The following is a 16,171-nucleotide window of genomic DNA, read 5'->3' as shown; positions in this document are numbered from 1 at the left end:
TGTGAAATTTTCACAAAAATTATTGATAAAATACATTTATATATATATATATATATATATATATATCTGTTTTAGTATGTTATCGGTAGCTTGGTTTCCTCCGCTACGACCAGGCGCTTGTCCTCCTTGTCCGTAAAAGGCAGGACTGGTGGGCGCAGTCTTTCCAGGCAGGAGACCACTTGGCTACCATCCTGGTTAAACTTGAGCAGGGCATAGTAAGGGTCGTGGTAAAAGAGGAAGGTGTAGCCTTGACTGTAGGCTTGCTTGATCCACTTTTCCTTGGCCTTGATACTGTCCATAGGGTAGTCGTCTACTGCTGCCACCCAGAGGGGATTAAAGTGGGCATGGGTCAGGAGTGTGTCGGCCATGTGTATCAAGGTCTCCCCATCTTGCTTGAGCAGGATGATGCTGTGGCCAAGGCTGTGACCGCCTGTGTGGTGCATCTCAATGCCGTCGACCAGCTTGAGCTCTGAGCCAAAGGTCTGGACCTGGTCTTGGATGGCCTGCCAGTTTTCAGGCAGGTAGGTAGCCCTGGTACGGGGATTGGGATAGCGCACTTCTTCCCACTCGATGTCATTGATGTAGATGGTGGCATTTGGGAAGGTGGGAACCAGCTCGCCATCGACTAGCCTGGTCAGGCCACCGGCATGGTCATTGTGCATGTGGGTCATGAGGACCACATCGATATCCTCAGGGCTGAGGCCCAGCTGGTCCAGGCTTTCTAGGACACGGTTTTCTGAGATGACGCCGAGATTTCTCCGGAGTTTGTCACTGAGCTTTTCCGTTCCCAGACTGGTGTCGATCAGGTAATGCTTGCCCTGGTAGCTGATGAGGATGGGGTCTGTCAGGTCATGGATGAGCCCCTGTTCATTGGTCGGGTAATAACGGGACCAGACAGCCTTGGGCACAGGTCCGAAGATGGTTCCTGCATCCGTGTACTTGTCTGCCCCTCTCAGCCAGGTCAGGGTCATCTGGCCGAATTGGTAGGTTTGTAGTTTCATATTTTCATATTCTCCTCATTTCACATGAGTTTTACAGCCACATTTCTGCAATTTTTTTCTTGAGTCGGTCTGTTTTTCCGCCGTATTCCTTGGTAATATTTGCATCGTGAACATAGCGCTCGATATCATCGTTTCCAATGAAGCTATAAGCTCCAGTTATACGAACTACTTCCTCAGAAATGGTTGAGGCCAGTCTGGAGGTGATGATTTTCAGCATGGAGACCTCCCGTTCGTCCGACATATCAGTCCGCAGGTAGTCATAGTAATAGGCTTCGCAGGCAACCAGGGCCGTTTTCAGGTCGACGATGCGGAGTTGATTGATAGATACGTCGATAGGACGCTTGCCAAAGCCCCGGCGAATCTGTGAATAGGCCAGACCTTTCTTGAAGGCACCTTCTGCAATGCCCAGGGATTGAGCACTGATGGCCAGCCGCATCTTAATCATAGACTGGGTGTACTGTTGCTTGCCGGCAATCTGGTGGCCCAACAGCTGGTCGGTGGTCAGCTGGACATTCTCAAAACTAATAGGCGCCAGCGGCATAGAGCGGACACCGACCTTGTCAATGGTGGGACCGACCTGGACACCGGGAGTCTTGCTGTCGAGGACGAAGATAGCCATGTCCTTCTTGCCGTACTGGTCCACGGTCTGGCAGAGGACAAAGAGGACATCAGCCATAGGAGCATTGGAGACCATCTGCTTGCGACCGTTGATAATCCAGCCCTTGTCGGTCTGTCTGGCCATTGTTTCAGGAAATTGCTTGTCCAGATTGATATCTTCCTCGGAAAAGGCAAAGGCACCGATTTTTTTGAAGTTGAGCAAATCATCCAGATAGCGCTCCTTCTGCTCAGGACTGCCAAAATGCTCCAAGAGCCAGATAGCAAAGAAGGCCTGGGTCATGAGGATGGCCGCCAGGGAGGAAAACTCGATGGACAGGAGGCGAATGACCTCTAGAAAGGTCCTGAGCCCGCTGTCTCTGTCCACAGTTTGGTGGAGCAGGTGGAAAATCTTGTGGTCTGTGACCAGCCGATTGATAAAGAGGAGCGGAAAGAGCTTGTGCTCATCATAGTGGGCTGCTTGGCCAACTATCTCAGCCTGGATATAGTCGCTAATCTGGTCTAACTTTTCTTGGTCGTATTGCATGATTCACCTACTTTATTCGACAGGCGTGTAGTATAATTTCAGGAATTCTTCGTAGACAAAGGACTCGATTTCATTGGTCTTGGACTTGTACGGTCGGCAGAACCAGATATTAAAAGGCAAAAAGTCTCTGAAGCGGATCATGGTGTGCTTGTCCTTGTCCACCAAATCTTCGATTGGCCGGGGCAGGAGGGTGATGATATTATTGCCAGATGTAGCTTCGATTAGGTAGTCCCAAGAGTAGGCTAGGAAGCTGAGCTTAGGCTTGATTTTTTCTTTTTTGAACTTGTCCTTGAGGAGGTGGTAGGTGGTGTAGGACTTGTTAAAGGTGGCGACTTGATAGGGTTCAATGTCCTTCCACTCTAGCAGGTCCTTGCTGGCCAAGGGATGATTCTTGTCCATAAAAGCCACGTATTCATCCATCTGGATGATATGCTGCTCGTATTTTTGGCTATCCAGGGAGGTCGGCTCAATGACCACGACAAAGTTGAGGTCCTCAGCCAGGAACATGCGGTTGAGGTCCACTCCTCCTCCTTCGGTAATCTGGATATCAATATTTGGGTGTTTGAGCAGGAAGTCCGGCAGGATATTGGCAAAATAGACCCGCAATATCAAAGACGGAATACCCAGACGAATGGTGCCCTTCTGCTTGGTAGACTCGGTCTGAATCATTCTTTGCATGTCTTCGTATTTCTCGACAATTTCGGTGGCAAAGCGGTAGACACGCTCACCTGCCTCGGTCAGTTTTTCCAGGCGACCATTTTTCCGATGGAAGAGCTGGAGCCCTTCATTGGTCTCAAACTGGGTGATGAACTGGCTGAGAGCTGACTGGCTGATATGAATCTTCTTGGCGGCTAGGGATAGATTACAGTTGTTCTCAACAATATTGATAAAATACCCCATTTGAACAATATCCATTCCCATAGCATATCCTCCTTTGTCCTTTTGGACAAGCGTTTTTCATATAATCTTGTCTCACCTATCTGAACTGGTAGCTAGGTGATGTTTTTTCATGTTTTGTTTATCGTTTTGCCCTAAAAAATCTGGTAACTAAGGTTTCAATTTGTTTTTAGTAGACAACGATAAATTCCTCGATTTATTATATCATATTGCTGAATACTTTTAAATAAATCTGCTCGAATTTTACAAATAAATCCCAGCAAATTGACTACTGGGATATTTCTTGTACTTAACATCTATCAAACCGACCTCAAGAACTGTCCCATTGTCTTGTTGCTAGTAAGTGTAGCTAGTAAAGTCAGGTTTGCGGAAATGTTTTCCTAGATTGGCATGGTGATGACATTGTCTGCAACGACCACGTCACCTGCTGTTTTTTCTAGGACTTCTTCTACCGTTACTCCAGGAGCTACTTCCTTGAGCAGGTATTTGCCGTCTTGGAATTCAAATACGGCTAATTCGGTGATGACCATGGATACCACTCCTTTGGCAGACAGTGGCAGGGTGCATTCTTTGAGGATCTTGGATTCACCGTTTTTATCGACATGTTGCAGAGCCACAATCACGCGCTTGGCACCAACCAAGAGGTCCATGGCGCCGCCCATGCCTGGCGCAAATTTTCCTGGAATAATCCAGTTGGCAATGCTGGCGTCCTGGCTAACTTCGAGGGCTCCAAGCACAGTCGCATCCACGTGACCACCACGGATGATGGCAAAGGATGTTTGGATATCAAAGGTTGAAGCTCCTGGCATAAGGGTGATGGGAGCACCACCTGAGTTGGCAATATTTGGATGGTAGTTATCCTTGCCTGGGGTTTCACCGAAACGAAGGGCTCCATTTTCAGCTTGGAGGATAACGCTCACTCCAGCTGGGATATAGTCAGCAGATGCGTTTGGAATACCGAATCCCAGGTTGACAACGTCTCCGTCATGGAATTCTAAAGCGACACGACGTGCAATAACTTCTTTTGCTTTCATATTTTTACACCCCTGCTAGTTTCTTCGTTTCTGTCCAGAGAGCACCCATCATTTCATGGTGTTCTTGTGCTGTCAAACCTTGGACGACATAATCTACTAAAATACCAGGAATATAGACATCATCCGGCTTGATTTCTCCGATTTCTACCACTTCATTGGTCTCAACGATGACTGTGTCGGCAGCCAGGGCTAGTTGCAATGAAATGTTTTTAGTGGTTCCTTCGATGTAAAGGTTTCCGTACTTGTCTGCCTTGCTGGCCTTGATTAAGGCTACGTCAATTTTCAATGGATCATAGACTAGGTACTCACGGCCGTTGCGGACAACTTTTTCTTGTTTTTCTTCTAGGATGGTTCCAACGCCTGTCGGTGTCAATACGGCACCTAGACCTGCACCTGCAGCGTGGAGGCGTTCAACCACTGTGCCCATCGGTGTGAATTCAACTTCCATCTCACCGCTGAAGTAGGCTTTTTGGGCACCTGGTGAGGTTCCGACGTGGGCTGCTATGTATTTGGATACTTGGTGGTTTTCGCAGAGGCGACCTACTCCGACTTCCTTACCAGGATGGGAGGTTACGACAGATGTCAGAGTCAGGTTTTTTGTGCCTTGTTCCACCAAGCCATCAATCAATTCAAAGGGTTCACCGACACCGAGGAAGCCTGAGATTCCCACGATGTGTCCCGGTTGTACCAGCGATACTGCTTCTTTGAGCGTTACAATTTTTGCCATTTTTTTCTCCTCGTCAAAGCTACTTATTTCCGTGTAAAGACTGCTTTTCGTTTTTCAACAAAAGCGCCCATGCCTTCTTTTTTATCCTCTGTTGAGAAGAGGAGTGCTTCTGCTTCTGTTTCCAAGCGGATAGCACTTTGCAGTGGTAATTCTGTTCCCACGCTGATGACATGTTTGGCTTTTTCGACAGCCAACGGAGCATTCTTCAAAATAGATTTTGCTAGATTTTCAGCTTCCTGCATCAATTCCTCTGCTGGGACCAGGCGATTGAGTATGCCGAGTTCGACTGCTTCTGGTCCTTTTACATTTCGAGCCGTGAAAATGAGTTCCTTGGCCTTGCTGATGCCGATGAGGCGTGGCATCCGTTGGGTTCCTGCAAATCCTGGTATAATTCCAAGTGTCACTTCAGGGAAGCCCAACAACACTTTCTCATGGCCCAGACGAATGTCTGTTGACAGAGCCAATTCCATACCACCTCCCAAAGCATATCCGTTAATTGCTGCGATAGATGGCTGGCGAAGATGTTCTAGTCTGGAGAAAGTATCATTGGCATAGGTCATGTATTCGAAGGCTTGTGTCGGCGTCATCTTATCCATTTCCTTGATGTCTGCGCCGGCTACAAATGATTTCTCACCTGCACCTGTGACGATGACTACACCAATTTCTGTACTGGTTTCCACTACATCCAATACTTCATTCAAGTCTTTCAAGACTTGTGAGCTGAGGGCATTCAATGCTTCTGGACGATTGATAGTGATATAGCCGATGCCATCTTTGACGTCCAACAATACAGTTTTGTTCATAAACATTCTCCTAATGTGTAATGTGATCGGTCACCTAGGGTCAACAATGCAACCAATCGATTGACAAAATGTAAAACGCTTACATTATTAGTTTATCAACTATTTACATATTCGTCTACTTAAGAAATTTTAATAGTCGTATTAGCTGGGCTTATAGAAATTGTGCGAAAACCAACTTATTTATTGAGGTTGTTCAACCATCAAAAAGTAATCAAGAACGCTTTCCCAAAAAGTAAAAAAGCACCCAGATTTCTCCGGGCACTAGAGGTTAGGAAGCTTTTTTAGATTTAGCAATGTAGTAAAGCTGGAGCAAGATTCCGACCACGGCCATGCCGATGACGATATAGAAGGCCATAGAGTAGTCTCCATTGTTGGCTTGAGCCAGACGAGCACCCAGCTGTGGTCCTGCAATAGCAGCCACACCGTAAGCCGTAAACATCCAGCCGTAGTTGGTACCTACATTGGCCACACCCCAGTTATCAGCAGTGATACCTGGGAAGGAACCGAGGAAACCACCGAAGGACAGGGCAACCAGCATGACACCGATGATAGCCAGGACACTGCCTTCACCTTTAAAAGTCGCTGTCAGGAAGAGCCCTCCTGCTACTGCGGCAAACATGGCAACAACGGTCGGGTAGCGACCAATCTTATCAGACACGGCTCCCCAGAAAATCCGGCCAAAGGTATTGGCGATGGAAACCAGCATGACAAAGAATGTCGCTTCACTGACCAGCTTGTATTGGTCAGAGATGGATGCGGCACCACCGATAATCATCATACCGCCGGTCGCACCGAGGATGTAAATCAACCAGAGTAGCCAGAAATTGCCTTCACGCAACATTTCCTTATGGGTCTTACCAGTCGGAGCTGCAGCACCTGGTGTCGGAGCAGCTGCTGGAGCCTTTTCCATGACCAGGGAAGACGCACAGATGACCACCAAGAGGGCAATACCCAGTACATTGAAGGTCCGGTAAACACCCATGGCGCCAATCATGCCTTTAGCAACTGGCCCGATAATCAGGGGACCAAGACCAAAGCCTGCCGCTGTCAAACCACCAGCCAGACCTTTTTTATCAGGGAACCATTTGGAAGCGACCGAAGTGGCTGCACCATAGGCAGACCCGATACCTAGACCCAGGATGACACCGTAGGTAAGATAGAGAATCGACAAGCTGGTTGCAAAGCCTGTGGCAAACATGCCCAGACCAAAGAGGATACCACCTAAGAATACAAATTTCTTAGGACCGAGGGCATCAACCTTGGGGCCGAAAATAATCATTCCGACCGGAACCATGGCAAAGGAGATACTAAAGGCCAGTGAGGTCTGGGCCTGTACCCATCCTTGGTCGGCATTGGCTTCCAAGAGAGCTTTTTGGAAAACGGACCAGGCATAGCCCGCTCCCAAGGAGAGGTTGGTCAAGATGGCCGCCGCCAAAATGACCCAACGATTTGGTGTTTTTTTCATAATCTTTCCTCACATAATCTACAAATGGTGAAAGTTACTCAATGAAAATCAGGAAGACGCGGAGAACTCTGACGCTTATGGTTTTATGGCGACGGGCTGAAAAGCACACCCTGAGCTTTTCACATATCAAGTCGAGTCAACAACGTCTGCGTTTGATTTTCGAAGAGTACTATCTGCTCACGATAACGGCTATCCCCATACCACCACCGATACAGAGAGTTGCTAAACCGCATTTGGCATCACGTTTTTGCATTTCATGTAGAAGTGTGACAAAGATACGGGCGCCTGACGCTCCGATTGGGTGACCGAGGGCAATGGCACCACCGTTTACATTGACAATATCTGGATTGAGTCCTAGTTCGCGATTGACTGCGCAAGCTTGGGACGCAAAGGCTTCGTTGGCTTCAACTAAATCTAGGTCACTGACAGACAAGCCTGCCTTATCCAGAGCCTTACGGGATGCGTAGATAGGACCGCAACCCATAATAGTTGGATCTAGACCTGCACTTGCATAAGATTTGATAGTAGCAAGGACTGGCAGACCCAATTGTGCAGCTTTTTCACTGCTCATCATAATGATAGCCGCTGCTCCGTCATTGATACCAGAGGCATTTCCGGCAGTAACAGTACCGTCTTTCTTGAAGGCTGGGCGCAATTTAGCCATGCCTTCCATGCTGGCATTTTCACGTGGATATTCGTCTGTGTCAAAGACGAGTGGATCGCCCTTACGTTGCGGAATCAGGACTGGTACGATTTCGTCTTTGAATTTACCTGCCTTGATAGCAGCGACAGCCTTTTCTTGGGAACGAACCGCAAAGCTATCCTGATCTTCACGGGTAATATTGTACTTGGCTGCGACATTTTCTGCTGTGATACCCATATGCATTGGCTCAAAGGCATCCGTTAGTCCATCTTTTAGCATGGTATCAATCACTTTGCTGTCGCCCATGCGGGAACCCCAGCGCTGATTTTGAATAACATACGGCGCCTGGCTCATATTTTCCGTACCACCTGCAATGACAACATCTGCATCTCCCAAAAGGATAGCTTGGGCTGCTAGGCTGATGGTTTTCAGACCAGAACCGCAAACTTTATTAATGGTGAAGGAAGGAGTCGTTACAGGCAAGCCAGATTTGATACTAACTTGACGTGCGACGTTTTGTCCAAGACCTGCACCAAGTACATTACCAAAAATCACTTCATCCACCAAAGTAGGATCAAGGTTAATTTTTTCGAGTGCGCCTTTGACAGCAGTTACTCCCAAATCAACAGCAGATATATCTTTTAAACTTCCACCGTAACTGCCAATTGGTGTTCGAACAGCTGCTACAATTACTGCTTCTCTCATTTTTTTCTCCCTTCCTAATACGTAAAGAATCCTTGACCAGTCTTACGACCAAGTTTACCAGATTCCACCATTTTTTTAAGAAGTGGAGCTGGACGATATTTTGGATCCGCGAAGCCATTGCTCAAGACATTCATAATAGCCAAAACAACATCGAGGCCAATTAAATCAGCTAGAGCTAATGGGCCAATCGGATGGTTGGCACCCAATTTCATGGCTGTGTCAATTTCTTCTGCACTGGCAACGCCTTCTCCCAAGACAAAGATTGCTTCGTTGATCATTGGAATCAGGATACGGTTGACCACAAAACCATAGGAATCCGCCACGCGCACCGCTGTTTTATTGATTTTTGCAGTGACTTCTTCTACCGCAGCAGCTGTTTCGGGTGAGGTTTGAATCGCTCGAATGACCTCAACCAGTTTCATGAGAGGAGCTGGGTTGAAGAAATGCATTCCCAAAACCTTATCCGGACGACCTGAAGCAGCAGCAATATCGGTCACAGACAGGGAGGAGGTATTGGATGCCAGGATGGTTTCAGGACCAGTAATTTCGTTTAATTGTTTAAAGATGCTCAGCTTGATATCGCGGTTTTCAGTTGCAGCTTCAACGACGAGTTGCACATGTTTCGCATCTTGATAATCTGTTGACGGAATCAGTCTTGCCATTGCAGCATCTGCTTCTTCCTGAGTCATTTTTTCTTTACCAACAGCACGATCAAATTGTTTCTTAATACCTGCTAGACCACGTTCAACAAATTCTAATTTAATATCATTGAGATAGACAGTGAAGCCTGATTGGGCAAAAACTTGAGCAATCCCGCTGCCCATTTGACCAGACCCAATGACCATAACATTTTTAATTTCCATTATACTTTTTCCTTTCCTTTCGCCCTAGAGCCAATATCCTGGGAGCAGGAGATTCCCCACTCCCAGATGAATTGCTTACTCTTAGAAAATCATTTCTCTTTTCAAAAGCCTTGACCAGCGAAAATCTCCAGTGGAGGTTTGCGGCCTGTCGCCTTGAGCCGAGAGATGGATTTTCAGTGAGTTTTAGACGAAGGCACCGATTCCAGTCAATTCACGCGCCACAATCATGGCATTGATTTCGTGTGTTCCTTCATAGGTGTAAATAGCTTCCGCATCTGTGAAGAAGCGAGCAACTTCTGTTTCGTAGGTAATACCGTTACCGCCGCAGACTTCACGAGCCAGGGCTACTGTTTCTCTCATGCGGAGAGAGTTGTGGAGCTTAGCCAGTGAAGAATTGAGCATTTCTTCTGTGCCAGATTCTTGGATTTCGGCAATGCGTGCGGAGTAAGCAATGGCTGCCTGCACATTTGCCTGCATACGAGCCAATTTTTCCTGTACCAATTGGAAGCCACCGAGTTTGCGACCGAATTGTTCACGAGTTGTGGTCAAGCGAAGGGCTGCATTGAAGGCACCAGCCGCTGTACCCATGGCAATGTAAGCAACGTCTGCGCGTGTGCGAACGAAGATTTTCGCTACATCACCATAGCCGTTGATATTGACAAGACGGTCTGCTTCAGGAACTTCCACATCTTTGAGTGTAATGTGACCATTGTTTACGATACGGAGGGAAATCTTGTGCTCCACGTTTTCCACAGAAAGACCTGGGCTACCTTGTTTCACCATGAAACATTTGATTTTCTTGGTTTCCACATCGCGGGCAAAGATTGGAATAAAGTCTGCTGTCTTAGCACCACCAATCCAGCGTTTTTCGCCGTTCAATACCCAGACATCACCCTTGCGCTCAGCTGTTGTTGCAAGACCACCTGCAATGTCAGAGCCATGGTCAGGCTCTGTCAAACCGAAACAGGTCTGTGCTTCAAAATTACGAACTGGTGTACCAAAGCGCTCAATCTGCTCCTGGCTACCACCAATGAGAATCGTATTGTAACCAAGTCCGCCATGCACTGTGTAGAAGGTTGCAACAGACGGATCGAAGCGAGCCATTTCCAGGTAGAGGAAGGCGTTGTAAAGCTCACCAGCCTTCCAAGATCCTTCGCGACCAACGAACAAATCTGGGTGAGTCATAATTTTGGCTGCTGCAAATGCTCCCAGGATTTCTTCACGTGGAAGCAGGGCTTTTTCATAGCTGTCAATCAAGACTGGACGAACACGTGCTTCTAATTCTTGGCGCAAGTGTTTCAAGACTTTCAGTTCACCCTCCGTCAATTTTTCGGCATAACCGAACAAATCTTCTGGGTACAACTCTCTAGCTAATTCTTTAACTGACATGGTAATAGACTCCTTTTTGTATTTTTTGCTTTTTGTAAAGCGTTTACATTTTGTTGACAACATTATAATATAACGAAATTACATAAAAATCTACTTAATAAAAATTAATACGACTATAAGTGAAGATTATAGAATTTCACAAAGTAGGAAAACACAAGAATCCTTACCATTCCTAACTTTGGAAAGTATAAAAATAGGAAGAACAGAAAGTTTGTGAAGAAAAAAGCAGACCGGATTCTGAATCCAGCCTGCCAAAGAGGAAATTGGTAGTGTATTAAAAATTAGAGGTGGAGTTTCTTCAAGACATGATCTGCTTCTGTAAAGATTGCCTCGATAATGGCCTTGGCAGGCTTGATGTCATTGACCAGACCAGCAATTTGTCCAGCCATGAGAGAGCCGTTTTCAACATCTCCATCCTTGACCGCCTTGGCAAGAGCCCCCATGGTGATTTCTTCCAGATCATGACGGGAAGTAGCCTGAGCCTCGATTTCCAGATATTTGTCTGTCATAGCATTGCGGATACAGCGCACCGGCGCCTTAAATTTGCGACCAGTCACGACAGTTGAGGTGTCTACCGCATCCAGCACAGCCTGCTTGTAGCTATCTGGTATCGGGCATTCTTCTGCCGCGAGGAATACGGTCCCCATCTGCACCCCTTCTGCTCCCAGGGCAAAGGCTGCGACCACACCATGGCCATCTGCCACACCACCTGCACAAATCACAGGAATATCTAGAGCAGCAGCCACCTGTCTCGTCAGGGGCATGGAGGCCGTTTCGCCGATGTGACCACCAGCTTCCATCCCTTCAGCCACTACAGCATCGCAGCCCAATTCCTGCATTTTGAGGGCCAGCTTGACACTTGGAATAACCGGGACCACCTTGATACCAGCTTCCTTGAGACGAGGCATATAGGGTTTCGGCGTACCTGCACCTGTGGTCACAACCTTAACCCCTTCTTCAATCAGGACTTCCACAATCTCTGCCACATTGTCCATCATCAACATCAGATTGACCGCAAACGGCTTATCCGTCAGGGCCTTGGTCTTCCGAATTTCCTCTCGGACCTCATCTGCCGTCATGCCGCCTGAAGCAAGAATACCCAGACCGCCAGCGTTTGAGACAGCGCTGACCAATTGGTGACGAGAAATTTGAGCCATGGCTCCTTGGAAAACGGGATACTGGATACCCAACAATTCTGTAACACGATTCATCTTGTATATTCCTCCTGTTTCGTTATCTTTGTCACAATCATACCAAATATTGAAACCCTTTTCAATCCTTCTTCTATTACAAAATCTTATGTCAACCATAACAAATTGTAATGTGTCTGGACTAGCCTATTTTGGCGGGATAACATTGGCCTGACCAGCTATGACCTTGACACCATCCTGATTGGTCACGATAGTCTCCAAGGTCAACCAGCCCTTGTCATCAATGGCTGTAATGGTTGCAGTCGCAGTCAAGGTATCCCCGATTCCAACGGGTTTGAGGAATTTCAACTCCTGTCCCAGATAGATGGTGCCAGGACCAGGCAGATACATGCCCAAGACGGTTGAAATCAAGGAAGCACCCAACATGCCGTGGGCAATCCGCTTCTTGAACATGCCCTGTGAAGCCTCAACTTCGTTGACATGGGCAGGATTCAAATCACCTGAAATCCCTGCAAAAAGGATCACATCTGTCTCTGTAATGGTCTTAGCAAACTGGCCCGTCTGCCCAATTTCAAATACTTTTGTCATTGTACTACTCCTTTTCGTCATTTTATTTATCCTCAATGAAAATCAATCTAGCCACCAGCAGAACTCTATCACTAACTTATTTCAATGCGACAGGCTGAAAGGCTCTTGACAAGGGATGGTTTTGATTTTCGAAGAGTATTAGTTGATTTTTTATTATTTTTTACTATAATGGGGTCAAAGAAAGGGTTATTATATGAAATCATATCCTATCCACTACCATACACTGAAAAATGGCGAGCGCCTAGCCTATTCAAGAACTGGCACTACTGGCCCAGCCTTGATTCTCCTGCATGGCAACCTGAGTTCGTCGGTTCATTTCTACCAGCTAGCAGAGGCTCTGGAAGGAGACTTTCAGCTAATTCTTCCAGACATGCGTGGTTTCGGGCATTCCAGCTACCAGCAGCCTGTCCATTCCCTGCAGGAATTGGCTCTGGACTTGGTGGAGCTCATGGATGTGCTGGCAATCCCTAGCTATGCTATCCTTGGTTGGTCCACAGGCGGTGGGGTTGCCTTGGAAATGGCTGCGCTAAAACCACAAGCCGTTGAGCAGGTATTTCTCCTCGCCTCCATCGGCATACAGGGCTACCTGTCTCCTAGCGGTATCAATCGACCTCAATTAGGCCTGCTGCCGCTCCTCATCCAGACCAATCGGGCCATGGCCAAGTGGAATCCCGTCCTGCAGAAGGTCGAGTTGGCCTTACAAAACCGTGACCAGCGTATCCTCAAGAAAATAATGGACCCCCTCTACCAACTCTACCCGATTTCTGAGCAGGATTACCAGACCTATATGGATGCCATGTGCCAGCAGCAAAACTACTCTGACATTTTTATCAACCTCTTCACCTTCAATATGACCAATCGGACAAACGGCCTGGTCGCCGGAACCAACCGGATTCAAGATGTCACCTGTCCGGTCATCATTATCCACGGGGACAAGGACAAGGTTGTTCGCATGGACTCTGCTCTTCTGACCTATCAGACCTTGAAGCAACAGGCCCATCTCTATGTCATGGATGCTGGTCACTCTATCCAGACAGACCAACCTAATCAGCTAGCAGACATTCTAAGAAAACATCTCCTCTAGCGAACAAGCCACATTGGCAACTTTCCCCATTATAGACAAGGAGCTGGGCTTAAGCCCAGCCCTTTTTACTCATCATGGGTTTTATAGAAATCCATGAGTTTTGGTATTACTTGTTGGCGAGACCGCTTGCTGACAAAGAGGCCGATATGGCCGGAATCATAATAGACAGTCTCCGTATCTTTTGAGCCAACCAATTTCGGTAATGGTTCAGAAGCCAGAGTCGGCACTTGGTCATCCCGATTGGCAATGATATTGAGCAATGGCTGCTTGATATTCTTGAGATTGACCGTTTCATCACCGATTTTGAGCTCGCCCTTGACCAGCTTATTATCATGGTACATGTCATTGGTAAACTGACGAATGGTCGCTCCAGCCTGGGCAGGGCTGTCAAAAATCCAGCTTTCCAGGGCCAAGAAATTGGTCATGGCTTTTTCATTGTCCAATTTATCAATTAAATCCAAATATTTATTGGTGGTTAATTTGATAGGCGATAAGAGCAAGAAACCGTTGTTCATGACTTCTCCAGACAGGTTGCCATAGGCTTCGACCATACTGTCTGCATCCATATATTTGCCCCACTGGAAGAGCAACTTATCACACGGAGAGAAATCAATCGGCGCCACAACAGTCACCAGATTCTTGACCAAGTCAGGATTGAGGGCTGTAAAGATAGTCGCAAAATTGGCTCCCTGGCAAATGCCGAAAAAGTTGATTTTATCGGCACCAGAATGGTCCAAAACAGCCTCCACACAGTTGCGCATATAGCCCTGGATATAGTCTTCCATGGTGATATACATGTCATCCTTGGTCGGATAACCCCAGTCGATGACATAGAGATCCGCCCCCGCATTGAGCATATCTTCCACAAAGCTATTGCCCTCCTGCAAGTCTAGCATGTAGTATTTATTGACCAGGGCATAAGAAATCAGGGTCGGCGTCTTGAGCGGTCGTTTTACTTTTGGTTTGAAATGATAGAGGACCAACTTATCCTCTGCGTAGATGACTTCTTTTTCCGATACGCCACCTTTTGGGCGTTCCAGCTTGGTCAAGGTTTCAATGCCCTTAATCAAGCGTTGTTGGGATTCCAGGGCATCCTGAATATTTTTCTTCGGTATGGTAAATAATTCCTCAAACATAGGCCATCTCCCTTCTTACTTATTTGCTGTCAGCTTTCTTGCTGGACTTGGTCTTGGCAGGCTTGGCCTCTGCGCCTTGCTTGATGTCCTTGAGTTCGCGCTTGAGCTTGGTCACTTCGCGTTTCAACTCTTGAACCTTTTTATACAGGCTGCGCGCATCACTTTCTAGGACAATCGGCAGGCCTTTCAGGACTAATTCTAAGAGTTTATTGCGGGCAATGACAAACTGCGCATTGGCGGTACCAAATTTGGCCAAGAGTTGAGAAAATTCATCTGAGTAGAAATATTCTTGTAAGGTTTTTTCTACTTCATTAGACCAATGATGATAAAATTCCTTGTATGTTTGCGGTTGCTCACCCTTTTTAACCAATTCAGCAAATTCTTCCATTAAAGTTTTAGCCCGATTTTTGGTTACTTGGGTTAGTTTTTGCTGGAACTCTATACTTGTTAGGATTAACTGAATACTATTGTCAATGAAGGCGTTCTGAGCTTCAATCTTCTCCGTGTTGTTGCCCATGCCTGGAATGCGCAAGAGCGGCGCTACTGTCTGCTCATACTGGCTCTTCCACTGGTCAAAGAAACCAGCCAGCTTGTCTGGATCTCCATTGGCACCCTCGACATAGAGACGACTGAGGTCAAAGAAGGATTCAGCCCACGGCCCCAAGAATTGAGACCAGTTATCCTTGAGCGCGCCGGTCAGCTGATAAGGCGCTTCTAGGATTGAGCGCAGCTGGGCAGGAATATAGGGTTGGACAAAATCAGCATAAAATTGCTGGCCATCTGACATCCACTTGTTGACCCATTCCTTGCCATCTTCTTCAAATGGCTTGGAATAGAGGTCACGAAGGTTGTCAAAATAGCGATAAAAACTAACAAAATGCTTGTTGGCATCCATCATCTTGACCAAGGTTGCATAAGAATCCGAATCAAGGGCATCATAGAGACGGGATGGATTGAACTGGTTGCGGTAAAATTCCAAATAGGTATTCATATCTGGAAATTGGGAAATGTAGTTGCCCAGAGGTCCTTCTTGATAGGCCTTTTGCATCTGTTCTGTCCAGCTAGACTGAAGTTTGTTCCAAGAATCCAGGGCAGGATTGGTCATCCCAGTTTGGAAGGGCATGGTAAATCCATTGGTCGGATTCAAAGATTTGAGATAGTCAGTGAAGAATTGCTGCTGGGCGGTCAAAATATCTGCCATACCTTTTGGGCCATCTTCAGCCTGTTTTGGTATCAGACTTTGCCACTGCTCAGCCATTTTCTTTTGAGCCTCAAACCACTGATTGATCATATCGTATTGGGACATAAGATTCCTCCTTATAAGAATTCGGTCAATTCCTGGACCGTCAGGTTAGACAAGTGGGACAGTCTACCTACAATTCTTATCTTATTATAGAGAGTTTTCAATTTCAAGCTGTCATGCTCTAAATGCAACTTAGAGTTTTTTATAGCAACTAGTAGGCCAACTAATACATAAAAATAATACGACACTCACAGTTAGCTTTTGATACTCAGTCAAATTCAAAAAGAGTGAATATCAGTTC

General features: G+C 46.7%; 15 protein-coding genes. 1 reads left to right on the top strand and 14 read right to left on the bottom strand.

What is annotated here, in order from left to right; all coding sequences use genetic code 11:
• Window positions 1-71 precede the first annotated feature (71 nt).
• The 12 genes from ACVC7T_RS00215 to ACVC7T_RS00160 all read right to left on the bottom strand — a co-directional run bounded on the left by ACVC7T_RS00215 (window position 72) and on the right by ACVC7T_RS00160 (window position 12,407).
• A complete protein-coding gene (locus tag ACVC7T_RS00215) occupies window positions 72-1,001 on the bottom strand; it encodes an MBL fold metallo-hydrolase (protein WP_447262240.1) in 930 nt (309 codons plus the stop codon).
• A gap of 31 nt (window positions 1,002-1,032) precedes the next feature.
• Window positions 1,033-2,142 carry an acyl-CoA dehydrogenase family protein gene (locus tag ACVC7T_RS00210; protein ID WP_447262239.1) on the bottom strand — a complete coding sequence of 370 codons (1,110 nt, stop codon included), beginning with the start codon at window positions 2,140-2,142 and terminating at the stop codon, window positions 1,033-1,035.
• Between the two features lie 12 nt (window positions 2,143-2,154).
• Window positions 2,155-3,057 (bottom strand): LysR family transcriptional regulator, encoded by a 903-nt coding sequence (locus ACVC7T_RS00205; RefSeq protein WP_105110521.1) that lies wholly within the window; start codon window positions 3,055-3,057, stop codon window positions 2,155-2,157.
• Window positions 3,058-3,419: 362 nt separating this feature from the next.
• Window positions 3,420-4,073: a 3-oxoacid CoA-transferase subunit B gene (locus ACVC7T_RS00200; RefSeq protein WP_105110501.1), complete on the bottom strand. Its 654-nt coding sequence runs from the start codon at window positions 4,071-4,073 to the stop codon at window positions 3,420-3,422.
• Window positions 4,074-4,077: 4 nt separating this feature from the next.
• Complete coding sequence (locus tag ACVC7T_RS00195; protein ID WP_105110502.1) at window positions 4,078-4,800, bottom strand: CoA transferase subunit A; 723 nt, start codon at window positions 4,798-4,800, stop codon at window positions 4,078-4,080.
• 23 nt (window positions 4,801-4,823) lie between these two features.
• On the bottom strand, window positions 4,824-5,603 hold the full coding sequence (locus tag ACVC7T_RS00190) for an enoyl-CoA hydratase/isomerase family protein (RefSeq protein WP_105110503.1): 780 nt from the start codon (window positions 5,601-5,603) through the stop codon (window positions 4,824-4,826).
• 268 nt (window positions 5,604-5,871) lie between these two features.
• Complete coding sequence (locus tag ACVC7T_RS00185; protein ID WP_172010144.1) at window positions 5,872-7,068, bottom strand: L-lactate MFS transporter; 1,197 nt, start codon at window positions 7,066-7,068, stop codon at window positions 5,872-5,874.
• 169 nt (window positions 7,069-7,237) lie between these two features.
• The gene (locus ACVC7T_RS00180; protein WP_105122332.1) at window positions 7,238-8,416 is read right to left on the bottom strand and encodes an acetyl-CoA C-acetyltransferase; all 1,179 of its coding nucleotides are present in this window, start codon (window positions 8,414-8,416) and stop codon (window positions 7,238-7,240) included.
• A 14-nt stretch (window positions 8,417-8,430) separates the two neighbouring features.
• Complete coding sequence (locus ACVC7T_RS00175; RefSeq protein WP_447262238.1) at window positions 8,431-9,279, bottom strand: 3-hydroxybutyryl-CoA dehydrogenase; 849 nt, start codon at window positions 9,277-9,279, stop codon at window positions 8,431-8,433.
• Window positions 9,280-9,462: 183 nt separating this feature from the next.
• Entirely contained in the window at window positions 9,463-10,668 is a 1,206-nt protein-coding gene (gene fadE, locus ACVC7T_RS00170) for an acyl-CoA dehydrogenase FadE (protein WP_105122330.1), read from the bottom strand.
• Between the two features lie 281 nt (window positions 10,669-10,949).
• Window positions 10,950-11,879, bottom strand: a complete 930-nt coding sequence (locus tag ACVC7T_RS00165; protein WP_447262237.1) for a nitronate monooxygenase — start codon at window positions 11,877-11,879, stop codon at window positions 10,950-10,952.
• Between the two features lie 126 nt (window positions 11,880-12,005).
• On the bottom strand, window positions 12,006-12,407 hold the full coding sequence (locus tag ACVC7T_RS00160) for a MaoC family dehydratase (protein ID WP_105110509.1): 402 nt from the start codon (window positions 12,405-12,407) through the stop codon (window positions 12,006-12,008).
• 193 nt (window positions 12,408-12,600) lie between these two features.
• On the opposite strand from ACVC7T_RS00160, the gene ACVC7T_RS00155 reads away from it, so the two are divergent.
• The gene (locus ACVC7T_RS00155) at window positions 12,601-13,491 is read left to right on the top strand and encodes an alpha/beta fold hydrolase (RefSeq protein ID WP_447262236.1); all 891 of its coding nucleotides are present in this window, start codon (window positions 12,601-12,603) and stop codon (window positions 13,489-13,491) included.
• Between the two features lie 65 nt (window positions 13,492-13,556).
• Here ACVC7T_RS00155 and phaC read toward each other — a convergent pair whose 3' ends face one another.
• Both phaC and ACVC7T_RS00145 read right to left on the bottom strand, forming a co-directional pair.
• Window positions 13,557-14,627: a class III poly(R)-hydroxyalkanoic acid synthase subunit PhaC gene (gene phaC / locus ACVC7T_RS00150; RefSeq protein ID WP_105110511.1), complete on the bottom strand. Its 1,071-nt coding sequence runs from the start codon at window positions 14,625-14,627 to the stop codon at window positions 13,557-13,559.
• A 19-nt stretch (window positions 14,628-14,646) separates the two neighbouring features.
• Window positions 14,647-15,933, bottom strand: a complete 1,287-nt coding sequence (locus ACVC7T_RS00145; protein WP_447262235.1) for a poly(R)-hydroxyalkanoic acid synthase subunit PhaE — start codon at window positions 15,931-15,933, stop codon at window positions 14,647-14,649.
• Window positions 15,934-16,171: the final 238 nt, after the last annotated feature.

Source organism: Streptococcus sp. P25B114, from assembly GCF_053010325.1.
The sequence above is the reverse complement of the archived record's forward strand: the minus strand, read 5'-3'. Positions and strand labels throughout refer to the sequence as shown.

Bases quoted from the DNA above. Each gene is read 5' to 3' on its own strand.
- ACVC7T_RS00145 (WP_447262235.1), bottom strand. From the start codon at position 15,933: ATGTCCCAATACGATATGATCAATCAGTGGTTTGAGGCTCAAAAGAAA.
- fadE (WP_105122330.1), bottom strand. From the start codon at position 10,668: ATGTCAGTTAAAGAATTAGCTAGAGAGTTGTACCCAGAAGATTTGTTC.
- ACVC7T_RS00175 (WP_447262238.1), bottom strand. From the start codon at position 9,279: ATGGAAATTAAAAATGTTATGGTCATTGGGTCTGGTCAAATGGGCAGC.
- phaC (WP_105110511.1), bottom strand. From the start codon at position 14,627: ATGTTTGAGGAATTATTTACCATACCGAAGAAAAATATTCAGGATGCC.
- ACVC7T_RS00210 (WP_447262239.1), bottom strand. From the start codon at position 2,142: ATGCAATACGACCAAGAAAAGTTAGACCAGATTAGCGACTATATCCAG.
- ACVC7T_RS00215 (WP_447262240.1), bottom strand. From the start codon at position 1,001: ATGAAACTACAAACCTACCAATTCGGCCAGATGACCCTGACCTGGCTG.
- ACVC7T_RS00165 (WP_447262237.1), bottom strand. From the start codon at position 11,879: ATGAATCGTGTTACAGAATTGTTGGGTATCCAGTATCCCGTTTTCCAA.
- ACVC7T_RS00205 (WP_105110521.1), bottom strand. From the start codon at position 3,057: ATGGATATTGTTCAAATGGGGTATTTTATCAATATTGTTGAGAACAAC.
- ACVC7T_RS00155 (WP_447262236.1), top strand. From the start codon at position 12,601: ATGAAATCATATCCTATCCACTACCATACACTGAAAAATGGCGAGCGC.
- ACVC7T_RS00195 (WP_105110502.1), bottom strand. From the start codon at position 4,800: ATGGCAAAAATTGTAACGCTCAAAGAAGCAGTATCGCTGGTACAACCG.
- ACVC7T_RS00185 (WP_172010144.1), bottom strand. From the start codon at position 7,068: ATGAAAAAAACACCAAATCGTTGGGTCATTTTGGCGGCGGCCATCTTG.
- ACVC7T_RS00190 (WP_105110503.1), bottom strand. From the start codon at position 5,603: ATGAACAAAACTGTATTGTTGGACGTCAAAGATGGCATCGGCTATATC.
- ACVC7T_RS00200 (WP_105110501.1), bottom strand. From the start codon at position 4,073: ATGAAAGCAAAAGAAGTTATTGCACGTCGTGTCGCTTTAGAATTCCAT.
- ACVC7T_RS00160 (WP_105110509.1), bottom strand. From the start codon at position 12,407: ATGACAAAAGTATTTGAAATTGGGCAGACGGGCCAGTTTGCTAAGACC.
- ACVC7T_RS00180 (WP_105122332.1), bottom strand. From the start codon at position 8,416: ATGAGAGAAGCAGTAATTGTAGCAGCTGTTCGAACACCAATTGGCAGT.